13 protein-coding genes are annotated in these 19,837 nt (G+C 64.2%); 8 read left to right on the top strand and 5 right to left on the bottom strand.

Going from position 1 to position 19,837, the window contains the following annotated elements:
• Positions 1–67: 67 nt before the first annotated feature.
• The gene (locus F8A90_RS02660) at positions 68–592 is read right to left on the bottom strand and encodes a hypothetical protein (RefSeq protein ID WP_166019850.1); all 525 of its coding nucleotides are present in this window, start codon (positions 590–592) and stop codon (positions 68–70) included.
• Positions 593–860: 268 nt separating this feature from the next.
• On the opposite strand from F8A90_RS02660, the gene F8A90_RS02655 reads away from it, so the two are divergent.
• Entirely contained in the window at positions 861–2,972 is a 2,112-nt protein-coding gene (locus tag F8A90_RS02655; RefSeq protein WP_166019849.1) for a S9 family peptidase, read from the top strand.
• Between the two features lie 125 nt (positions 2,973–3,097).
• Here F8A90_RS02655 and F8A90_RS02650 read toward each other — a convergent pair whose 3' ends face one another.
• From F8A90_RS02650 to F8A90_RS02635, 4 genes are all read right to left on the bottom strand, one after another.
• Positions 3,098–4,624: a catalase gene (locus tag F8A90_RS02650; RefSeq protein WP_166019848.1), complete on the bottom strand. Its 1,527-nt coding sequence runs from the start codon at positions 4,622–4,624 to the stop codon at positions 3,098–3,100.
• Between the two features lie 454 nt (positions 4,625–5,078).
• Positions 5,079–7,325 (bottom strand): catalase HPII, encoded by a 2,247-nt coding sequence (katE, locus tag F8A90_RS02645; RefSeq protein ID WP_200018831.1) that lies wholly within the window; start codon positions 7,323–7,325, stop codon positions 5,079–5,081.
• 277 nt (positions 7,326–7,602) lie between these two features.
• The gene (locus tag F8A90_RS02640; protein ID WP_043333988.1) at positions 7,603–7,848 is read right to left on the bottom strand and encodes a GlsB/YeaQ/YmgE family stress response membrane protein; all 246 of its coding nucleotides are present in this window, start codon (positions 7,846–7,848) and stop codon (positions 7,603–7,605) included.
• A gap of 98 nt (positions 7,849–7,946) precedes the next feature.
• Positions 7,947–8,552, bottom strand: coding sequence for a DUF924 family protein (locus F8A90_RS02635; RefSeq protein ID WP_200018829.1), 606 nt, complete (start codon positions 8,550–8,552; stop codon positions 7,947–7,949).
• Between the two features lie 235 nt (positions 8,553–8,787).
• Here F8A90_RS02635 and F8A90_RS02630 point away from each other — a divergent pair, with 235 nt between their 5' ends.
• From F8A90_RS02630 to F8A90_RS02600, 7 genes are all read left to right on the top strand, one after another.
• Positions 8,788–10,497 (top strand): alkaline phosphatase D family protein, encoded by a 1,710-nt coding sequence (locus F8A90_RS02630; RefSeq protein ID WP_233593417.1) that lies wholly within the window; start codon positions 8,788–8,790, stop codon positions 10,495–10,497.
• Positions 10,498–10,873: 376 nt separating this feature from the next.
• Complete coding sequence (locus F8A90_RS02625; protein ID WP_200018827.1) at positions 10,874–12,469, top strand: solute:sodium symporter family transporter; 1,596 nt, start codon at positions 10,874–10,876, stop codon at positions 12,467–12,469.
• 528 nt (positions 12,470–12,997) lie between these two features.
• A complete protein-coding gene (locus F8A90_RS02620; RefSeq protein ID WP_200018825.1) occupies positions 12,998–14,590 on the top strand; it encodes a solute:sodium symporter family transporter in 1,593 nt (530 codons plus the stop codon).
• A gap of 158 nt (positions 14,591–14,748) precedes the next feature.
• On the top strand, positions 14,749–15,585 hold the full coding sequence (locus F8A90_RS02615; RefSeq protein WP_200018823.1) for a DUF2927 domain-containing protein: 837 nt from the start codon (positions 14,749–14,751) through the stop codon (positions 15,583–15,585).
• Positions 15,586–15,751: 166 nt separating this feature from the next.
• Complete coding sequence (locus tag F8A90_RS02610) at positions 15,752–16,957, top strand: MFS transporter (RefSeq protein WP_200019848.1); 1,206 nt, start codon at positions 15,752–15,754, stop codon at positions 16,955–16,957.
• Positions 16,958–17,072: 115 nt separating this feature from the next.
• Positions 17,073–18,560 (top strand): YcjX family protein, encoded by a 1,488-nt coding sequence (locus F8A90_RS02605; protein ID WP_233593416.1) that lies wholly within the window; start codon positions 17,073–17,075, stop codon positions 18,558–18,560.
• A complete protein-coding gene (locus F8A90_RS02600; RefSeq protein WP_233593415.1) occupies positions 18,557–19,741 on the top strand; it encodes a TIGR01620 family protein in 1,185 nt (394 codons plus the stop codon). The genes F8A90_RS02605 and F8A90_RS02600 overlap by 4 nt, the downstream gene beginning before the upstream one ends.
• Positions 19,742–19,837: the final 96 nt, after the last annotated feature.

Here is a 19,837-nt window from a genome sequence, read left to right as displayed (position 1 = left end):
GGGGCATGACAGATCCTTAGTCCACGCTAGGACAATGCACAGCTGGCGCTGATCGAACGACGCTCGATCAGAGCGACGGTTCCTGACGGTCACGGCCTGCGCGGGTACGCGCCGACGCACGAGCCGGGGTGCCACGTTTCTCGCTACGCAAGCTGGCGCCAGCGGCGTGGCCTTCGCCCACTTCCTCATCCTCCTGCTCGTGGGCATGAGGCTGACGGCGCTGCTGGACGGCGCGACGACGCTGTTCACGCCCGCGCCCCAGCCACCAGATCACCAGGCCCAGCACCACGCCCGCCCCGATGCCCAGTACCAGCATGCCGAAGGCCGAGGCCATGCCACCGCCATCCTTCTGTACCACGCTGACGGCAAAGGCCACGATGGCTGGCGCAAGGCCGGTATAGGCATCTTCCGCGACGCTGGCCGTGACGTGAAAACTGGTCGGCACGGCGATCATGCCGGCGATGCCGCCGACGAGGATCCAGCGCAGAAAACGCGGCAGTATTCGCACCGCCATATAGCCGGTAAACAGCACTACCGCTGCCAGGCCAAAATAGATCAGCCACATCTGCGGCAGCGAATCGGAAATCATCATGCCCTTCACTCCTGTCATAACATCCTGTCGAGACTGACATTCTGAGGGTTGCCTGTTGGGTGCAGAAGCACCCAGCACCTCAGTTCAGCCATCGAGTCATCCCATCATCGGGGCCACACGTCTGTATGGCACCAGAGGCTGCGCATTCATCTCTCACGGCGGCGATGCCTCCCATGAGGCAAGGGCTTGCGCACGCTGTGGGACAGGCTCAATGTTACACTCCATGCCCGCCCGACACACTCGAGCACCCGACTTTCACGAGGTAGCCATGCCCGATAGCCCCGTCCAGCGCCATTATCGTGCCGATGACCCCGAATGGCACTGGCTTGAAGAACGCGACACGCCAGAGGTCACCACCTTTCTCACGGCGGCCAACGCCGAGAGCGATCGCTGGTTCGCGCCGCTCGCGCCGCTGAGCGATGCTCTCTATCACGGCCATCTTGCGCGCCGCGAACTGGCCGTCTCAAGCCTGGCCGAGGCGCTGGATCACTACATCTATTGGAGCGAGACCGCCGCTGACGCCGACTATCCGGTCTGGTGGCGCCATGCGATCGGTGCCGACCCCGCCGATACCCGCCAGCATGAATGCCTGCTGGACCTGCAGAGCCTGTCGCGCCATCACGACTTCGTCGAGCTGGGCGAGATGGCCATCTCCCCGGATGAACAGCAACTGGCATGGACTCTGGACACCAGCGGCGACGAGGTGTTCAGCCTGCGTCTTGCAACACTGAACGCGACGAATGGCGACTCACGCAACGCCGGTCACGATGACGAGTGTCTGCTGGAGGATATCGGGCCGGATCTGGTATGGGCCGAGGACGGTCAGCACCTGCTGTTCACGCGCTATGACAACACCCAGCGCCCCTTCGAGATCTGGTGTCTGAATGTCGCTAGCCGCGCCGAGACGCTGCTCTATCGCGAGGAAGACAGCGAATTCTGGGTCGGCATGGGCAAGACCCGCTCACGCGCCTGGCTGATTCTGGAGACCGCCTCCAAGGACACCAGCGAGACCTGGTTGCTCAAGGCCGACGCCCCGCTGGGTGAGAGGCGTCTGGTGCGCGCCCGCGAGACCGGCGTCGAGTACGGCGTCGACCACCGCCCCGGCCACTTCTATGTGCTGCACAACAGGCAAGCGCCGCATTTCCAGCTCGATATCGCCGCCGAGCATGCGCCCGGCGACTGGCAGCCGCTGATCGCTACCCGCGATGAAGTGACGCTGGAAGGCGTCGAGGCCTTCAGCTGGGGGCTGATGGTCGATGAACGCGATCACCGGCAGGCCCAGGCCTGGCTGCGCGTCGTGGAATTCGACGACAGCGGCGTCATCCAGCGTGACGAACGTCTCGCGCTGCCTGAACAGCCCCTGAGTCAGGGGTTGGGCGATTGCCCACATTTCAACGCTCGCCGCCTGCGCATCCGCGAGGAGAGCTTCACCACGCCGCCGAGCTGGATCGAGCTGGACCTCGACACGGGTGAGCGCCGCCTGCTCAAGCGTCAGACCGTGCATGGCGATCTCGCGCCCGAGCAGCTGATCAGCCGCCGCCTGTGGGCGACTTCCGACGATGGTGAGCAGGTGCCGGTCTCGGTGGTCATGCGGCGCGATCTATGTGACGACACAGGCCGCCCTCACGCCCCGCTGCCGGTATTGCTCTACGGCTATGGTGCCTACGGCGAGACGCTGGACCCCTGGTTCTCGATTGCCCGTCTTGAGCTTCTGACACGTGGGGTGGCTTTCGCGGTCGCCCACGTGCGTGGCGGCGGTGATCGCGGAGAGCCCTGGTATCTGGCCGGCAAGCTGGAGCACAAGGAAAACAGCTTCAACGACTTCCTTGCCGCGCGTGATGCGCTGGTCGAGCAAGGCGTCGGGGCCGCGGATCGCATCGCCGCCTACGGTGCCAGCGCCGGTGGTCTGCTGGTCGGTGCCAGCCTCAACAAGCGTCCCGAGGCCTTCTGCGCCGCGGTGCTCGATGTGCCCTTCGTCGATGTGCTGCGCACCATGGAAAACCCTGAGCTGCCGCTGACCACGGCGGAGTACACCGAGTGGGGCAACCCGCACGAGAACGAGGCACGCCGCCGCATCCGCGCCTATTCGCCGCTGGACAACCTGAGTGCCGCGCCCTATCCGCCGCTGTTCCTGCAGGGCAGCTGGCATGACACCCGCGTGCCCTACTGGGAACCGGCCAAGCTGTATGCGCGTCTGCGCCAGATGGACTGCACGCCGCATCCGGTGCTGTTGCGCACCGACATGAGCTCCGGACACGGCGGTGCCTCGGGTCGCTTCAAGGCATGGCGCGACAATGCGCGTCAGGATGCCTTCCTGCTGTGGGCGCTGGGGATGAGTGACACGGCGAACGCGCAAGACACCCTCCGCGACGACGGCTGAGGCGCGATCTGTTTTCCGCTTCACGCATACGACAAGGCCCCCGCCGGTTCACCGGCGGGGGCCTTGAGGTTTTCGTCAGTTCATGGAATCACTGCTGACCTGACGAAGGGTGCAGCATGACTGACTCAGCGCGGATCGAGCTTGGCCAGCTTGGTGGCGACACGCTCGCCATAGTCGGCATCCGCTTGGCGGAGATGCGCGATCATCTTGTCCTGGACCACGTGGCTGACGCCTACCATGGTGCCGGCGATGACGTCGGTGATGCGCGTCTTCTGGCCTTCGTCGAACAGGCGATAGAGGTTGCCGGCCTGGCTGTAGTTATCCTCATCGCTGTTGTCGTGATAGCCCATCCAGGCGTTCTGCTCCAGCGGCATCGCCGGCTCGGCGACGGTGGCATCCGGCACCGGAGCCCCCTGGTCTGCGCGCTCGTTCGGGTAGAAGTTGGTGCGTGAGTACTGGCCACCTTCCTTCGTTTCTCCCGGCACGCCCTGGCCGACCTGGCCGCCCAGCGGACCGCCACCGTGACCGGTGACCGGGCACATGCCCGCCATCACGCCATCACGCTGGTAGTGGTTGACCGGGCAGACCGGACGGTTGACCGGCAGCTGCTCGGCGTTGGCACCGACACGGTAGCGGTGTGCATCGGCGTAGGCCCACAGACGTGCCTGCAGCACGCGGTCCGGCGAGGCGCCGATACCCGGCACGAAGTTGGACGGCGAGAAGACGGACTGCTCGACTTCCGCGAAGTAGTTCTCCGGGTTGCGATTGAGTTCCATCTTGCCGACTTCCATCAGCGGGAAGTCACCGTGCGGCCACACCTTGGTCAGATCGAACGGGTTGATGTGGTAGTCGCGCGCCTGCTGCTCAGTCATCACCTGCAGGTTGACGGTCCAGCTCGGACGCTCGCCACGCTCGAGGCGGGTGAACATGTCGTGCTGGTGGAAGTCCGGTGCGACCTGTGCCGCTTCATCATCGGTCAGTGTCTCGTGGCCCTGGTCGGTCTTGAAGTGCCACTTGACCCAGACACGCTCGCCCTTGTCGTTCCACAGGCTCAGCGTATGCGAGCTGTAGCCGTTCATGGTGGTCAGCGACTTCGGGATACCGCGGTCGGACATCAGGATGGTGACCTGATGCAGCGCCTGCGGATGGTTGGCCCAGAATTCCCAGCGGTTCTGCCAGTCGACCATGTTGGTGCGCGGGTCTTTCTTCTGGGTGTGGATGAAGTCAGGGAACTTGGACGGCTCGCGGATGAAGAACACCGGCGTGTTGTTGCCGACCATGTCCCAATTGCCTTCTTCGGTGTAGAACTTCAGGGAGAAGCCGCGCACGTCACGAGTGTTGTCGCCGCTGTCCTGACCACCGGCCACGGTGGAGAAACGCGCCAGCAACGGGGTCTGCTTGCCGACACCCTGCAGGAAGCGGGCGATGGTCAGATCAGACAGGTCACGGGTCAGGGTGAAGGTGCCGTAGGCGGCGACGCCGCGGGCGTGGACGACACGCTCCGGAATGCGCTCACGGTTGAAGTGCGCCAGCTTCTCGAACAGACGCCAGTTGTCGAAGGTCAGTGAGCCATTCGGGCCCGCTGTCTGGCTGATGTCATCGTGAGGCACCGGGGCGCCGTTACCAGTGGTATAGCGTGGAGTCTGGGACATGTAGACGTTCTCCTGTCAGGTAGAAAAAAGCGCTATCAAACTCGACTGGCAAGGCCAGATGCTGCTGATGTCACATTTTCTTCATGCGCTGCTTGATGTGAAAGCCTGCAGCCCATTGTCGAATCGGATCGGGGCCGATGCCTGCCCGGCATGTGCTGGCTTGTGGCCCCTTGATGCCTGCTTACCTTACGCACCTGATGCATCCAGCGATAATCAATTACCAGCATGCCTTTGATAATCAGCCCCTATCACCGAGCCTATCAGCCCCTCTCAGCGGCGTGAACCGCGGGACGGCACTCAACCCGACGACATCACCAACCCTGTTTACACCTTATCACCGCCACCCCATCTTCACGTCCACAGATGACCGCATCATGACCATGAAAAAGCCCCCTGACCTTCGCAGGTCAGGGGGCTTGGTGAGTCACATCATACCTTGTGGGGCGTCAGCGCCTCATGCTGGCATCTGATTGGCACGCGCATCACGCGACCACACCCGGTGAGCCATCAGGGCATCACGCAGCGGCAGGCTGGCGGCGAGCACATCATCCACCAGGATGACGCCCTCCTCGACCGGCACGCGTGCGGCGGCCAGCAGCTCCTTGCCTTCGCAGATCGCCACGATGGGCTTCAGGTGCTTGTAGGCTTCCTGGACATAATAGAGTCCGAGGCCCGAGCCGCTCAGCGCCTCGACGCTACCCACACCGCCAGCGATGACGACGGCATCCACCGCCACGGACGGCAGGCCATTGAGCATCGCATCCGGCGACAGCATGGTGCCGTCTCCGGCCTTGATCGGTGCCATGCTCGGGGCGATCAACAACCCTTCGGCACCCTCGGCGGCCAGCTGCTCCTTGGTCGAGCGAACATCTTCCATGGCGACGCCATCGGCGGCCAGAATCGCGACCTTGCGGGTGGCGATCGAGTCCGGCAGGCGCGCCATCAGGCTGAGCGCCGGATCGCTGTCGACCTGGCTGGTGCCCAGTTCACCATCCGGCGCGGGCTTGCTGGTCGGTGTCTCGATACCGTGATTCTCACCGACGCGACGTGCCAGTTCCAGATCGATATTGGGCAGGATCTCGGTGATCACCCGATCACGGATCCACGGACGCTCGACCTTGGAAAGCTCGAAGGTGTAGGCCGCGATGATGTGTTCCTTCTCCACGTCAGTCTGACTGTTCCAGAACAGGGTGGCCTGGGAGTAGTGATCCCCGAAGGAGGCACTGCGCGCACGTACCTTGTGCGCCTCGATGCGCTCATGATACGGCTCGAAACCCCCATGGGCGTCGTTGGACGGCGGTGTCTCGGCCGGCCAGCCACCATCGATGGAGTTCGGCTCGTAGGACGCCTGACCCGTGTTGATGGTCTGACGATGCTGGGCATCGCGCTGGTTGTTGTGGAACGGGCACACCGGCTGGTTGATGGGAATCTCGTGGAAGTTCGGCCCACCAAGACGCAGCATCTGGGTATCCAGATAGGAGAATAGACGCCCCTGCAGCAGCGGGTCATTGGAGAAGTCGATGCCCGGCACGATGTTGGCCGGATTGAAGGCGACCTGCTCGGTCTCGGCGAAGTAGTTGTCCGGATTGCGGTCCAGCACCATCTTGCCGATCGGCACCACCGGTACCAGCGATTCGGGGATCAGCTTGGTCGGGTCGAGAATGTCGAAGTCGAAGCTGTGCTCATCCTTCTCCTCGACCACCTGGATGCCCAGCTCCCACTCCAGCGGTGCACCGTTCTTGATGTCATCCCACATCATGCGACGGTTGAAGTCCGGGTCACGTCCCCACAGCTTCTGGGCTTCATCCCAGATCAGCGAGCAGGTACCGGCCACCGGCTTCCAGTGGAACTTGACGAAGCGCGACACGCCTTCGCGGTCGATCAGACGGAAGGTATGCACACCGAAGCCTTCCATGTTGCGGTAATGGCGCGGGAAGGCGCGGTCCGACATGGTCCAAAGCACGGTGTGAGTGGTTTCCGGCATCAGTGACACGAAGTCCCAGAAGGTATCGTGCGCCGACTGTCCCTGGGGAATCTCGTTGTGCGGCTCCGGCTTCACGGCATGTACGAAGTCAGGGAACTTCATGGCGTCCTGGATGAAGAAGACCGGGATGTCATTGCCGACCAGGTCCCAGTTGCCGTCATCGGTATAGAACTTGGTCGCGAAGCCGCGCACGTCACGGACGGTATCGTTGGAGCCACGCGAGCCCTGCACCGTCGAGAAGCGCACGAACACCGGCGTCTTCCTGGACGGGTCGCTGAACACGCCAGCCTTGGAATATCTGGCGGCATTGTCGTAGGCCTGAAAATACCCGTGTGCGGCCGCGCCACGCGCGTGAACGATACGCTCAGGAATACGTTCATTGTCGAAGTGGTTCATCTTCTCGCGGAAGATGAAATCTTCCATCAGGGTCGGACCGCGTTCCCCCGCCTTCAGCGAGTTGTGATTGTCCGCGATGCGCAGCCCCTGGTTGGTACGCAAGTCGTGCCCTTCGGCGTCGGCGCGATAGGTCTCCAGCGCCTCGTCCTTGGCATGACCGTCACCGGCATTGGGCTTGGTGTCGTGCGGCCCATTGCGGTTGGGATGGGTATAGGGGTTCTCTCCCTCTGCCGAGCGGTTCTGCCCCTCGTGATAGGGGCACTTCGCGCTGTCGGCATTCGACTGGGAAGAAGGTGCTGAATCGTGTTCATTGCTCGCCATGCTCAAACGCTCCTGTTTTCGCTAGATCTGCAACACGTCATCCGGAATGACTGACGGATGATTCGGCCTCTTTGTCGCCCTGTCCGACTGCCTTGCCACGGTCATGTGAATCACGTGGGCGTCAGGGGCAACCGATGACGGGCGACCTTGATGGGCGAGTGTCCGAATGGCTCCCTCCAGACACCCGCAAGGAACTCCTGTCCCTTCTGCTGCATGCCAGGCATCGCTCGATGGAATGCCTCCGACCCTGGCTTGCCGGTAGCTCCATGACGCGCCGTCAGGCCTTGGACTTGACCTTCGAGACGATCCACAGCAACACCACCGCCCCCACGACCGAGACGACCAGCGAGCCGATGATGCCGGTGGAGGCCAGCCCCAGCAGCTTGAAGATGACGCTGCCCAGCAGGCCGCCGACGACACCGACGACGATGTTGCCAAGAATGCCGAAGCTGCCGCCGCGCATGATGTTGCCTGCGATCCAGCCGGCCAGACCACCGATGATCAACCCGAGAATGATACCCATCTGCTGTCTCCTTCCATGCTGATGTACAGGCGCTTGGCGCCGCTGTACAAGTCTTGGAGACGACGTCACACAATTAAAAGGGGGCGATCTTTCATTCGTCAGAATGAAGAGCCGGGCTGGCCCAGGAAGGCGATCTCTTCCGGCGTGGACTCACGACCGAGAATCGCGTTGCGATGCGGGTAGCGGCCGAATCTACGCACGATGTCCGCATGCAGATGCTCATAGCGCAGGGTGTCCTCGAGGCCGGGGCGTGCGAACAAGTGTTCGGCGTGTTCATGGATGCGCAACGATTCGCTGTGCATCCACGGCATGATCGCGAAGGGTTGCCAGGCCAGTGGAAGGCGGTCCAGATCGCCCAGCGCGACAGCCTGCTGGGAGAGCGCGAGTGCCAGACTGTCGCCACTGAAGGCGCGCGGGGTATCGCGATGGATGTTGCGCGCGAACTGGTCCAGCAGCAGGATTTCCGCCAGCCGCCCACCGGGAGTGGTGCGCCACTCCCACAGTTCACAGGCCTGCGCCTGCTCGAGCAGCTCCGCGAATCGTTCGCGCAGCTGAGCATCGAGGGTCTCGCTCTTGCGAAACCAGTCCTTGGGCGTCAGCTGAGTGAACCAATGATCGAGCACCTGCCGTGCCTGGGGATGGCTATCCGCGATCAGCCTGGCGGCATCAGGTTGCGGGGAATCCGAGGGGGTTGAGGGGGGCATGGAGGGTGTCCTGATGGGAGGTCGGAAGAAAGGCACGGAATGACTCTGCTGCACACACTCCATCGCGCAGCCGCGCCCGGCGACAGGCACCGATCGCCTCGGGGCGATCATGGTTCTGACACCTGATCGTCATCATGAGCGTGGAAAGTAGCCTCTCCCGTGAGCCCTGTCAGCCATCGCGGCACCTTTGCCGCCGCTGCCATCCTGATGCCAGACCGTAACAAGGAAGCCCTTCATGTCCCGCCGTCTGTCTGATCTGCTACCTTCCCGCTCCTCGCGCACGACACCTGCCTCGCCCACCTCGCAGGACGACGCGAACGCGAGCCCCGGTGACTCGCATGCCGCACGCGCCGGCGCACCTTCGCGAATGGACCGCCGACGTCTGCTGAGCCGTGGCCTGCAGGGTGCCGGCGTGGGCCTGCTGGCAAGCTCAGGCCTGCTGGGCGCACCGGCCATCGTAATGGCGGAAGGACGTCGTCCACGCATGCCTTCCGGCGTGATGAGTGGCGACGTGACCGCCAGCCGCGCCATGCTGTGGAGCCAGACCGACAAGCCGGCCCGCATGCTGATCGAGCTGGCCGACAACATCGAGATGCGCGGCGCCTTCCAGGTACGCGGCCCGGTGGCACTGCCGGCGGACGGCCTGACCAGCAAGCTGGACCTGACCCGCATCAACTCCCGAGCCAATGCCAAGGGCGAGGTCTTCTATCGGGTACGCTACGCGGCGCTGGACGATCATCGTGCCATCAGCGAGGCGACCGCCGGACGCCTGGTACTGCCGCCGAGCGCCCAGCGCCCGCGCGCCTTGCGCTTCGTATGGTCCGGCGACACCGTCGGCCAGGGCTGGGGAATCAATCCGGACTTCGGCGGCCTGCGCCTCTACGAGACCATGCGTCAGGTCCAGCCGGACTTCTTCCTCCACTCCGGTGACACCATCTACGCCGATGGCCCGATCGAGGAGAGCGTCACCCAGCATGACGGCAGCCTGTGGCGCAATATCGTCACGCCGGCCAAGTCCAAGGTCGCCGAGACCCTGGACGAGTATCGCGGTCAGTACGCCTACAACCTGATGGATGAGAACCTGCGCCGCTTCAATGCCGAAGTGCCGATGTTCGCCCAATGGGATGACCACGAGACCACCAACAACTGGTATCCGGGCGAGATTCTCGAGGATGACCGTTACACCGAGAAGAATCTCGACGTGCTGTCCGCCAATGCGCGTCGTGCCTTCCTCGAGAACATGCCACTGCGTACCGGCCCTGCCGCGCCGGAACGCATCCACCGCAACTTCAGCTTCGGCCCGGGACTCGAGATGTTCATGCTCGACATGCGCAGCTTCCGCGGCCCCAATTCCGCCAATCGCCAGTCCGGGCGTGGCCCCGAGACCGACTTCCTGGGGCGCGATCAGCTCACCTGGCTCAAGCAGTCGCTCAAGGCCAGCACCGCCACCTGGAAGATCATCGCCTCCGACATGCCCATCGGCCTGCTGGTGCGTGACGGTGACAATTTCGAGAATGGGGCCAATGGCGACGGTGAGGCGCTGGGGCGCGAGCAGGAGATTGCCGAACTGCTCAAGTTCGTGCGCGATCACGACATCCAGAATCTGGTCTGGCTGACCGCCGATGTGCACTACACCGCCGCGCACCACTACTCGCCCGAGCGAGCGGTCTTCAAGGACTTCACGCCGTTCTGGGAATTCGTCAGCGGGCCGATCCATGCCGGCACCTACGGCCCCGGTGAGCTGGACAACACCTTCGGGCCGAGACTCGAATTCGTGAAGGCACCGCCTGAGGGGCGGGCCAACATGTCGCCCAGTGAGGGCTTCCAGTTCTTCGGCCAGGTGGATCTCGATCCCGAGAGCGAAGCGCTGACCGTGACGCTGAAGGACATCCACGGCGCCTCGCTCTACCAGCAGGTGCTGACCCCCGCCGTCGCCAGCGCCTGACAGCGGTTGCTGTTTCTGACACCCGTTTCTGAAACTCGCTGCTGACTGGCGGCTTCCGATACCAGCTTCTGACAACGACAACGCCCCGCCTCCTGCTGTCGACCGACATGCAAGAGGCGGGGCGTTCTGGTCATGGCGACAGGTCGACAGCCGCTAGCGGGCTATGTCTGCACGAATCAGACAATTGCAGAAAAATGTCAGACAAATTATCAATGGTGAGGGTCAGGCATTTCTTTGACACTGATCGGCACGCTAGATGTCGGTCGCTGACAGCGTGTCTCGTGGTACCGCGCGCCAACGGTGAGGCATGTTCTGCAGACGATGGGCAGCTGAGCAGGCAGGCCTCCGAGCCCTGTTGTTCAACAAGGATAATGCCATGAACGCCCTCACCCTGAGCTCCTTCGTGTTCTTCACGGGGCTGGTCGCCGTGATCACCTGGTGGCTGACCCGTCGTGACGACCATCAACATTCCACCGGCTACTTTCTTGCCGGGCGCAGTCTGACCTTCCCGATCATCGCAGGCTCCCTGCTGATGACCAATCTTTCCACCGAGCAGATGGTGGGCCTCAACGGCGCCGCCTTCACCGACGGCCTCTCCGTGATGGCCTGGGAAGTGGTGGCCGTGGTCTCGCTGGTCGCGATGGCCATGTTCTTCCTGCCACGCTTCCTCAAGAGCGGTATCACCACCCTGCCGGAATTGCTGGCACTGCGTTTCGATCGCACCACCCAGCTGCTGGCCAACCTGATCTTCATGCTGGCCTACGCCATCATTCTGCTGCCCAGCATTCTCTACTCCGGCGCCCTCGGCCTGATGGGCGTGCTCGACCTGCGCGCCCTGACCGGCATCGACTCGCAGATGGTGCTGCTGACCGGCACCGTGATCGCCGTCGGCATCGCCGGTGCCATCTATGCCCTCTTCGGTGGCCTGCGCTCCATCGCCATCTCCGACACCCTGAACGGCATCGGCCTGCTGATCGGCGGCATGATCATCGTCTACTACGGGCTGGACCGTGTCGGTGACGGCAATGGCATTCTCGCCGGCTGGGAGACGCTCAAGGAGACCCACCCGGAGAAGCTCAATTCGCTGGGCGGCGATGACCAGTCAGTACCGGTCTCGACCCTGTTCACCGGGGTGCTGCTGCTCAACATGTTCTACTGGTGCACCAACCAGCAGATCATCCAGCGTACCTTCGCCGCCAAGACATTGGCCGAGGGCCAGAAGGGCGTACTGCTGACCGGTGCTCTCAAGCTGCTGGGGCCGCTGTATCTGGTGCTGCCGGGCATCATCGCCTTCCAGCTCTACGCCGGTGATGGCATCAAGGCCGACGCCGCCTATGGCCGGCTGGTCTTCGATGTGCTGCCCGCACCGCTGACCGGCTTCTTCGCCGCGGCGATGGTCGGCGCGATCCTGTCGTCCTTCAACTCGGCGCTCAACTCCACCGCCACCCTGTTCAGTCTCGATGTCTACAAGGCGCGCCTCAAGCCGCAAGCCAGCGATGAAGAGGTGGTCAAGGCGTCCAAGTGGGCCGGTTGGATCATGGCCGCCGCCGCGATGGCCATCGCGCCGCTGCTGGCGACCCAGGAAAGCCTGTTCGTCTACGTGCAGAAGGTGAACTCCATCTACTACATCCCGCTGCTGGCGGTGATCGTGGTGGGACTGATGTCCAAGCGCGTGCCGGCCATCGCCGCCAATCTGGCACTGGTGCTCGGCTGCGCGATCATCGGCCTGTTCTACTTCGTGCCGACGCTTTCCGAGCTGGTCGATCGGGTGCACAACTTCCACTTCATCGCCATCGTGCTGGTGCTGTTGATCGTCATGATGCTGGTGATCGGCAAGCTGTCACCGCGCGCCGAACCCTGGATCCAGCAGGACGTCGGTGCCATCGACATGACGCCCTGGGCCGGTACGCGTATCGCCAGCATCGTGCTGCTGGTGCTGGTGATGGCGATCTATCTGGCCTTCGCCGGCTGATCGCCCCACTCGCCCAGCGCGACTGCACGCCACTTGTCATCGTCATCGCCATGACCTTATGACATAAGCGCACGACATGAGCGCACGACATGAGCGTATGACACGAGCACGCCAGCGCCTCGTCATCCTTACCGATGGCGGGGCGCTGGCGTCTCTGATCGAGCATCAAGGATGACCCGCAACGTGCTGCAAAAGCCGCGACATGCGTCTTGTTACGACACTGCGATCAATACCTGATACCAGAGACTGAGAAGCAATGACCGCCTGTTCATTCTCAACGCTCAGTCGACGCCAGCTGCACCTCAAAACCAACGTATGTTCTACAAATGGCGGATAGCAGGAAATCGGGAGATACCTACACTATCGCCAGACTTGCCGCGAATGTTACCGGTGAGTCTCTTCACGGACGATGACACAGCTTGCTGTGTGCATTGCATCGCCACGGCTGGATCGGCGTCGAATCGCCACCCGGGTCACCTGCCCACCGCCTCATGATTCGCCGCCGCACGCCTAAAGGAATCCTCCCCCATGCATGCCCTGACCCTTGTTTCTTTCGTGTTCTTTACCGGCCTGGTCGCCGCCTTGACCTGGTGGTGGACACATCGCGATGACACCTCGCATTCCACCGGCTATTTCCTCGCCGGACGCAGTCTGACCTTTCCGCTGATCGCGGGCTCGCTGTTGATGACCAACCTGTCCACCGAACAGATGGTCGGCTTGAATGGAGCCGCCTTCACCGATGGTCTGTCGGTGATGGCCTGGGAGGTCATGGCGGTGCTGGCCATGGTGGTCATGGCGCTGTTCTTCCTGCCACGCTTCCTCAAGAGTGGCATCACCACCCTGCCCGAGCTGCTGGCCTTGCGCTATGGCCGCAGCACCGAGCTGATCACCAACCTGATCTTCCTGTTCGCCTACGCGGTGATCCTGCTGCCGATCATCCTCTACTCCGGTGCCATCGGCCTGCAGGGCATGCTGGATCTGCCTTCTCTGACCGGTATCAGCTCGCCCAATGCACTGCTGTGGATGACCATCTGGGTGGTCGGCATCATCGGTGCCATCTATGCCCTGTTCGGCGGCATGCGCTCCATCGCCATCTCCGACACCTTGAACGGCGTGGGCCTTCTGATCGGCGGCATGCTGATCGTCTGGTTCGGCCTCGATGCCGTCAGTGATGGCCAGGGCGTGATGGCCGGCTGGGATACGCTGACCGCCGCCAATCCGGAGAAATTCAACTCCATGGGCGGTGAAGACCAGTCGGTGCCCTTCTCGACCCTGTTCACCGGCGTGATGATCATCAACTTCTTCTACTGGTGTACCAACCAGCAAATCATCCAGCGCACCTTCGCCGCCAAGACCCTCGCCGAGGGCCAGAAAGGCGTGCTGCTGACCGGTGCCCTCAAGCTGCTGGGCCCGCTGTATCTGGTGATTCCCGGCATCATCGCCTATCACCTCTATGCCTCTTCCGGCGTCAAGGCCGACAGCGCCTACGGCCAGCTGGTCTTCGATGTGCTGCCTGCACCGCTGACCGGCTTCTTCGCCGCGGCGATGGTCGGCGCGATCCTGTCGTCCTTCAACTCGGCGCTGAACGCCACCACCACGCTGTTCTCCACCGGTATCTACAAGGCGCATCTGCGTCGTGATGCCAGCGACGCCGAGGTGGTCAAGGTTTCCAAGGGCTTCGGCTGGGTGCTGGCGATCGCCTCGATGACACTCGCGCCGCTGCTGGCGGGACAGGAGAGTCTGTTCGGTTACCTGCAGAAGATGAATGCCATCTACTTCATCCCGATCTTCGCCGTGGTGCTGATGGGGCTGCTGACGCGTCGCGTGCCGACCATCGCCGCCAACCTGGCACTGCTGATCGGTTGCAGCGTGATCGGGGTGGTCTACTTCGTGCCGGCCTTCTCCGGCGTGCTCGACGTGATCCACGAGTTCCACTTCGTCGGTCTGGTGTTCGTGCTGCTGATCGCGATGATGCTGATCATCGGCAAGCTGGCACCGCGTGACGAGCCGTGGATCCAGCAGGATGTCGGCGCCATCGACATGACGCCCTGGAAAGGTGCCAAGGTCTGCGCGCTGCTGCTGGTCGTGCTGGTGATCGCCATCTATCTGGCCTTCATCTGACCGACGCCGCTTGCTGACTCGCCCCTGCGAGCAGCACATCCGCCATGACACGAATGCCCCGCCCTGTCTCCCCGGACAGGCGGGGCATTCGTGCATTTGTGCATTTGCTGCACCGCTTTCAGGCATGCTGGACGAGTCGCTCATCACCGAGGTATTCCATGTCCCGCTACCGCCTTCGTAGCTGTCTTCCGCGCCTCAAGGCGCTGTCACTGTCGATCTCCCTGCTCGTCTCACTGATGTCGGCGCCGGTCAGTCAGGCCGCCGAGCGCTGGCAGCGGGCTGATGTACTGACGGACAGCTTCGTGGACGTGGCGCTCAAGCGGGAGTATCAGCCCGGCAGCAGCGCCTCGCTGGTGCGCTGGCAGGCACCGATCAAGGTGCGGGTCGATTCACAGCTGGGCAATTCGCGCATGCAGCGCCAGATGAGCGAGGTCCAGTTTCGTCATCTGGCCGCCATCACCGGCCAGCCGTTGAGTTTCGTGTCTTCCGCCAGAGAGGCCAACCTGCGCATCGCCTTCATCGCCCGGGACCACATGACGCGCGAGGCCACCGCCTACGTCGGCAAGCAGCAGGCCGCTACCCCGGGCATGCGCAAGGCACTGCGGGAAGGCGTTTGCCTGACACTGTTCAAGACCGGGGCCGACCAGGCCATCGCCAGTGGGCTGATCCTGATTCCGGTCGACTACGCCCGCCAGAAGGCGCGCCTGGTGGACTGCGTCGTCGAGGAGACCGCCCAGCTGATGGGGCTGCCCAATGATTCGGACAGGGTGTTTCCCTCCATCTTCAGCGACGTCACGGTGGATCATTGGCTGAGTCCACTGGATTACGTGCTGCTCAAGATGCTGTATGCCCCGGAACTTTCCCCCGGCATGTCAGCCGAGCAGGTGCGCGCTGCGCTACCTGCGGTCATCCAGCGACTTGCCGAGCAGGGCGAGCTGTCACACGCCATTCGCCGCGTGCGCCGGGACAGCCTGCGGGAATGGGCGGGAGAGTAGGCATCCAAGTCATCACGCGACCCGCCCCGGACTCCTCGACGCCTGACGGAGGATTGGAACGCCTGAGCGGAGCACAGGCATAATCAGGACAGGCGCACCGGGCGCCGCAATCCGTCGGAGCTGCGTCATCATGTCACCCTCATCCTCCACTGGCGGTCGGGCACGCCTGCCACTGGCCGTCACGCTGTTGTCGCTATGTCAGGCGTTGCTGGTCAGCGGCAACATCCTGTTGATCGCGGTCTCGCCGCTGATCGGTGCCCAGCTTGCCTCGAGCAGCTGGTCGACCGCGCCGGTCGCCACTCAATGGCTGGGCCTGATGTGCGCCACCATCCCTGCCTCGCTGATCACCGCACGCCTCGGACGACGCCGCGGCTTCGTGCTCGGCAATCTGTGCGGGCTGGCAGGCGCGGGGCTGGCCGTGCTGGCGCTGCATCTTCAGCATTTCGGGCTGTTCCTGTTCTCCACCTGGCTGGTGGGTATCGGGATCGGCTTCGGCCAGCTGTATCGTTTCGCCGCCATGGAAGCTGCGCCCCCGGAGCAGCGGGAGCGCGCCATCGGACTGGTGATGGGTGGCGGCGTGCTGGCGGCCTTCTTCGGGCCCTGGCTTGCCCGCACCAGTCATGCGCTGGCCGACACGCCCTTCCTGGGCAGCTTCATCGGGCTGGGGGCGCTCTATCTGGTGGCGCTTCTCTTGCTGGCTTTCATCCGCCTGCCCAGTGAAGGCAGCGGCCAGACCGTCGGCGATGATGCAGTGGCGCCGCCCCGTCCACTGGGCGTGATCCTGCGTCAGCCAATCTTTCTGCTGGCCGTGCTCAGCGCGATGGTCGGCTATGGAGTGATGAATCTGGCGATGACGGCCACGCCACTGGCCATGGCCCATGCCGGACACGGCTTCGATCACGTCGCCACCACCATCCAATGGCACGTGGTGGCGATGTTCCTGCCGTCCTTCTTCACCGGGCGGCTGGTCGCCCGCTTCGGGGCGGGCACCATGATCGTCACCGGCTGCGCCTTCCTGCTGGCAAGCCTTGCCACCGCGCAGCTGCTGGCCGCCGACTACCTGACGGGAACCCAGGGGTTCTTCCTCGGTCTCATCCTGCTCGGCATCGGCTGGAACTTCACCTTCCTGCCCGCCACCACGCTGCTGACCCACTGCCATCGCCCCAGCGAGAAGGCCCGCACCCAGGCCGCCAACGAGTTCCTCGTCTTCACCACCGGAGCGGTGACGGCGCTGCTGGCCGGCCCCCTGGTCAGTACGCTGGGCTGGGCACTGCTCAACCTGCTGCTGATCCCCGCCTGCCTGTTGCCCATCGCCCTGCTGGCGTGGCGTCAGCTTGCCTTGCGCGCCGATCGCCCGCAGATAGAGGGTTGATGGCGAGCCGTGCGGCGCACGCTGACAGGTCCCGACCATCACCCGGCTCATCATCAGCTGCCAGGACGCCATCACGTCGCGCCGCCGCCTCGCCCCCACTGACAGGGAATGCCTGATGTTCAACACCATGACCCGCAACGCCCGCCAGCTTGCCCGCGATGTGGGCCGCGAAGCCCATGATCTGCTGGAACGCGGTCTCGACCGCCAGCTGCGGCTCGCCGTCACGGGCCTCTCCGGTGCCGGCAAGACCGCCTTTCTCGTCTCGCTGATCGAGCAGCTGCGCCATGCCGGACTCGGCGCGCGCCTGGAACTGCTGCCTGCCGCCCGCGATGGCCGTCTGCTCGGCGCGGAACGCGTCAGCCAGCCGGACCTCTCCATCCCGCGCTTCCCGCTGGAAGCCGGCTTGCGCTCGCTGTCCGGCCAGCATTCGCCGTATGGCCCCGAATGGCCGACGCCGACCCGCAGCATCAGTGAGCTGCGCCTCAAGATCGGCTTTCGCCCCACCTCACGCGCCGCCCGCATGCTCGACAGCCAGCGCGCCACCCTGACACTGGACCTGATCGACTATCCCGGCGAATGGCTGCTGGACCTGCCGATGCTGGAACAGGACTTCACCACCTGGAGCAGCGAATGCGAGACACAGCTGGCTGACGGACGTGGCGACTGGGCCCATGACTGGATGGCGGCCATCGAGGGCCTGACACCAGACAGCGAAGTGGATGAAGACCGCCTCGCCGAGATCGCGAGCCTGTACACCGACTATCTGCACGCCGCACGCCGCAAGGGGGGCTTCGTCGACCTGACACCAGGCCGCTTCCTGCTGCCCGGCGAGCTGGACGAAGCGCCGGTGCTGCAGTTCTTCCCGCTGCCGGGGCTCGGCGAGTGGACAGCCGATGCGCTGGCCGCCCTGCCGGAAACCAGCCTGTACCGCACCCTGGCGCGGCGCTTCGATCACTACCGCCGCCGCGTGGTGCGCCCCTTCTACCACGATCACTTCCGGCGCTTTGACCGCCAGATCGTGCTGATCGACGTGCTGGGTGCGCTGAATGCCGGCCCGGCACCCTTCCGCGACCTGAGCCGCGCGCTGGACAAGCTGTTCGACAGCTTCGCCTATGGCCGCCGTCATCTGCTGGCGCGCCTGATGGACCGCCGCATCGACCGCCTGGCCATCGCCGCCACCAAGGCCGACCACGTCACGCCGGAGCAACATGGCGCGATGCGTGATCTGCTCGAGCAGCTGCTGGCGGACCCGCTCAAGCGCCTGCGCTATCGCGATGTGCCGCTCAAGGCCTTCACCATCGCTGCCATCCGCGCCAGCGAGGCGCGTGAAGTGGTCGAGAACGGTCAGCGTCATCCGGCACTGGCGGGACACTTGCTCGGCGAGCACGAAGGGACGAGCGACTCGGACACCCAAGCCGCTGGCCGCGAGTCCGTGCTGCTGTTCCCGGGCGAGGTGCCCTCACGACTGCCCGACCCGAATTTCTGGGCCGAAAGCCGCTTCGACTTCCCCCACTTCGCGCCGCCGCAGGTCGACGGCAAGGCACCACCTCACATTCGCATGGACGCCGTGCTCGACTGGCTGCTGGGAGACCACCTGAAATGACCACCGAATCCCGCCATCCGCGCCCGGGCAAACGCTTCACGAGCCCCGGGTCGGCGCAGGCCGACACCGCCTCGACAGCTTACGCCGAGCGCCCCATTGAAAGCGCGGCAGAGAGCACGGCTGAGTCCCTGCGCGGCGCGCGTCACTTCTCGCCGGAGATGGAAAGCCAGCCACTGGCGGCGGCCGAACCGGAACCCGCCACACCGGGACTCGATGCGACGCTCAGCGCCCGGCCACGTCATCGCGGCCTCAAATGGCTGCTGCTCGGCACCCTGACCCTCGGGGGTGTCGAGGCCGGTCATGCGCTCTATCAGGCGGCCATGGGCGGCGACCTGATCGCCGGCGCCTGGGGCCTGCTGGGTATTGGCGCCATCGGGCTCGGCGCCCGCGCGCTGGGCAAGGAGCTCTTCCGTCTGCGTCACCTGCGCAAGCACGTCGCGCTGCGCGCCGAGCTGGAAGAACATCAGCAAGATGACTTTGGTCCGGAGAGCTTTGGTCAAGGAGGCTTTGGCCAGCGCGGTGATGCGCTGGCCACGCCTGACGAGGACTCGGGCAAGGCAGGCGGCAAGGCCGACAGCCAGCAGGAAGACCTGCTCGAACAGCTGCGCCGTCAGATGAAGCTCGGCGATGATGATGCCGGCGTGCGCGCCTGGCGCGCCGCCTGCGAAGCGCATCACTCCCCGTCGGAGCGCCGCGAGCTGTTCGCCTTCCACGTGCTCGGGCCGCGGGACCGTGAGGCGCGGCGTCTGATCTCGCGCATGAGCGGCGAGACGGCGGTAATGGTGGCGGTCTCGCCGCTGACCTGGGTCGACATGAGCCTGGTGGCCTGGCGCGGGCTGCGCATGATGGAGCGCCTGTCGCGCCTCTACGGGCTGGAGCTGGGCTACGCCAGCCGTCTGCGGCTGTTCAAGGAGGTGCTGGCGTCGATGGCCTTCGCCGGTGCCAGCGAACTGGCCGCCGAGGCCAGCATGGATCTGCTGTCGATGAATCTGGCCGGCCGCCTCTCCACCAAGGCAGGCCAGGGGCTGGGCAGTGGCCTGATGAATGCACGTCTCGGCCTGCGCGCCATGCGCCTGCTGCGCCCCATCCCCTTCCATGCCGAGGAGGTACCGCGCATCGGTGAGCTGCGCGCGGAGCTGTTCTCGCGCATGCGCAAGGCCGACAAGGGCGAGGTAACCTGAGCAGGCCGCGACCTCCCCTGCCACTGCCTTGAAAACAAGACGCGCGCCTCTGATAGCTGGCCGTTCGGGCCTTCAGGGCGCGCGTCTTTCGTGAGT

Origin of the sequence: Cobetia sp. cqz5-12 (genome assembly GCF_016495405.1) — a bacterium.
GTDB lineage: Bacteria > Pseudomonadota > Gammaproteobacteria > Pseudomonadales > Halomonadaceae > Cobetia.
Note: the sequence above shows the minus strand (reverse complement) of the source record. Positions and strands in the feature narration are given on the sequence as shown.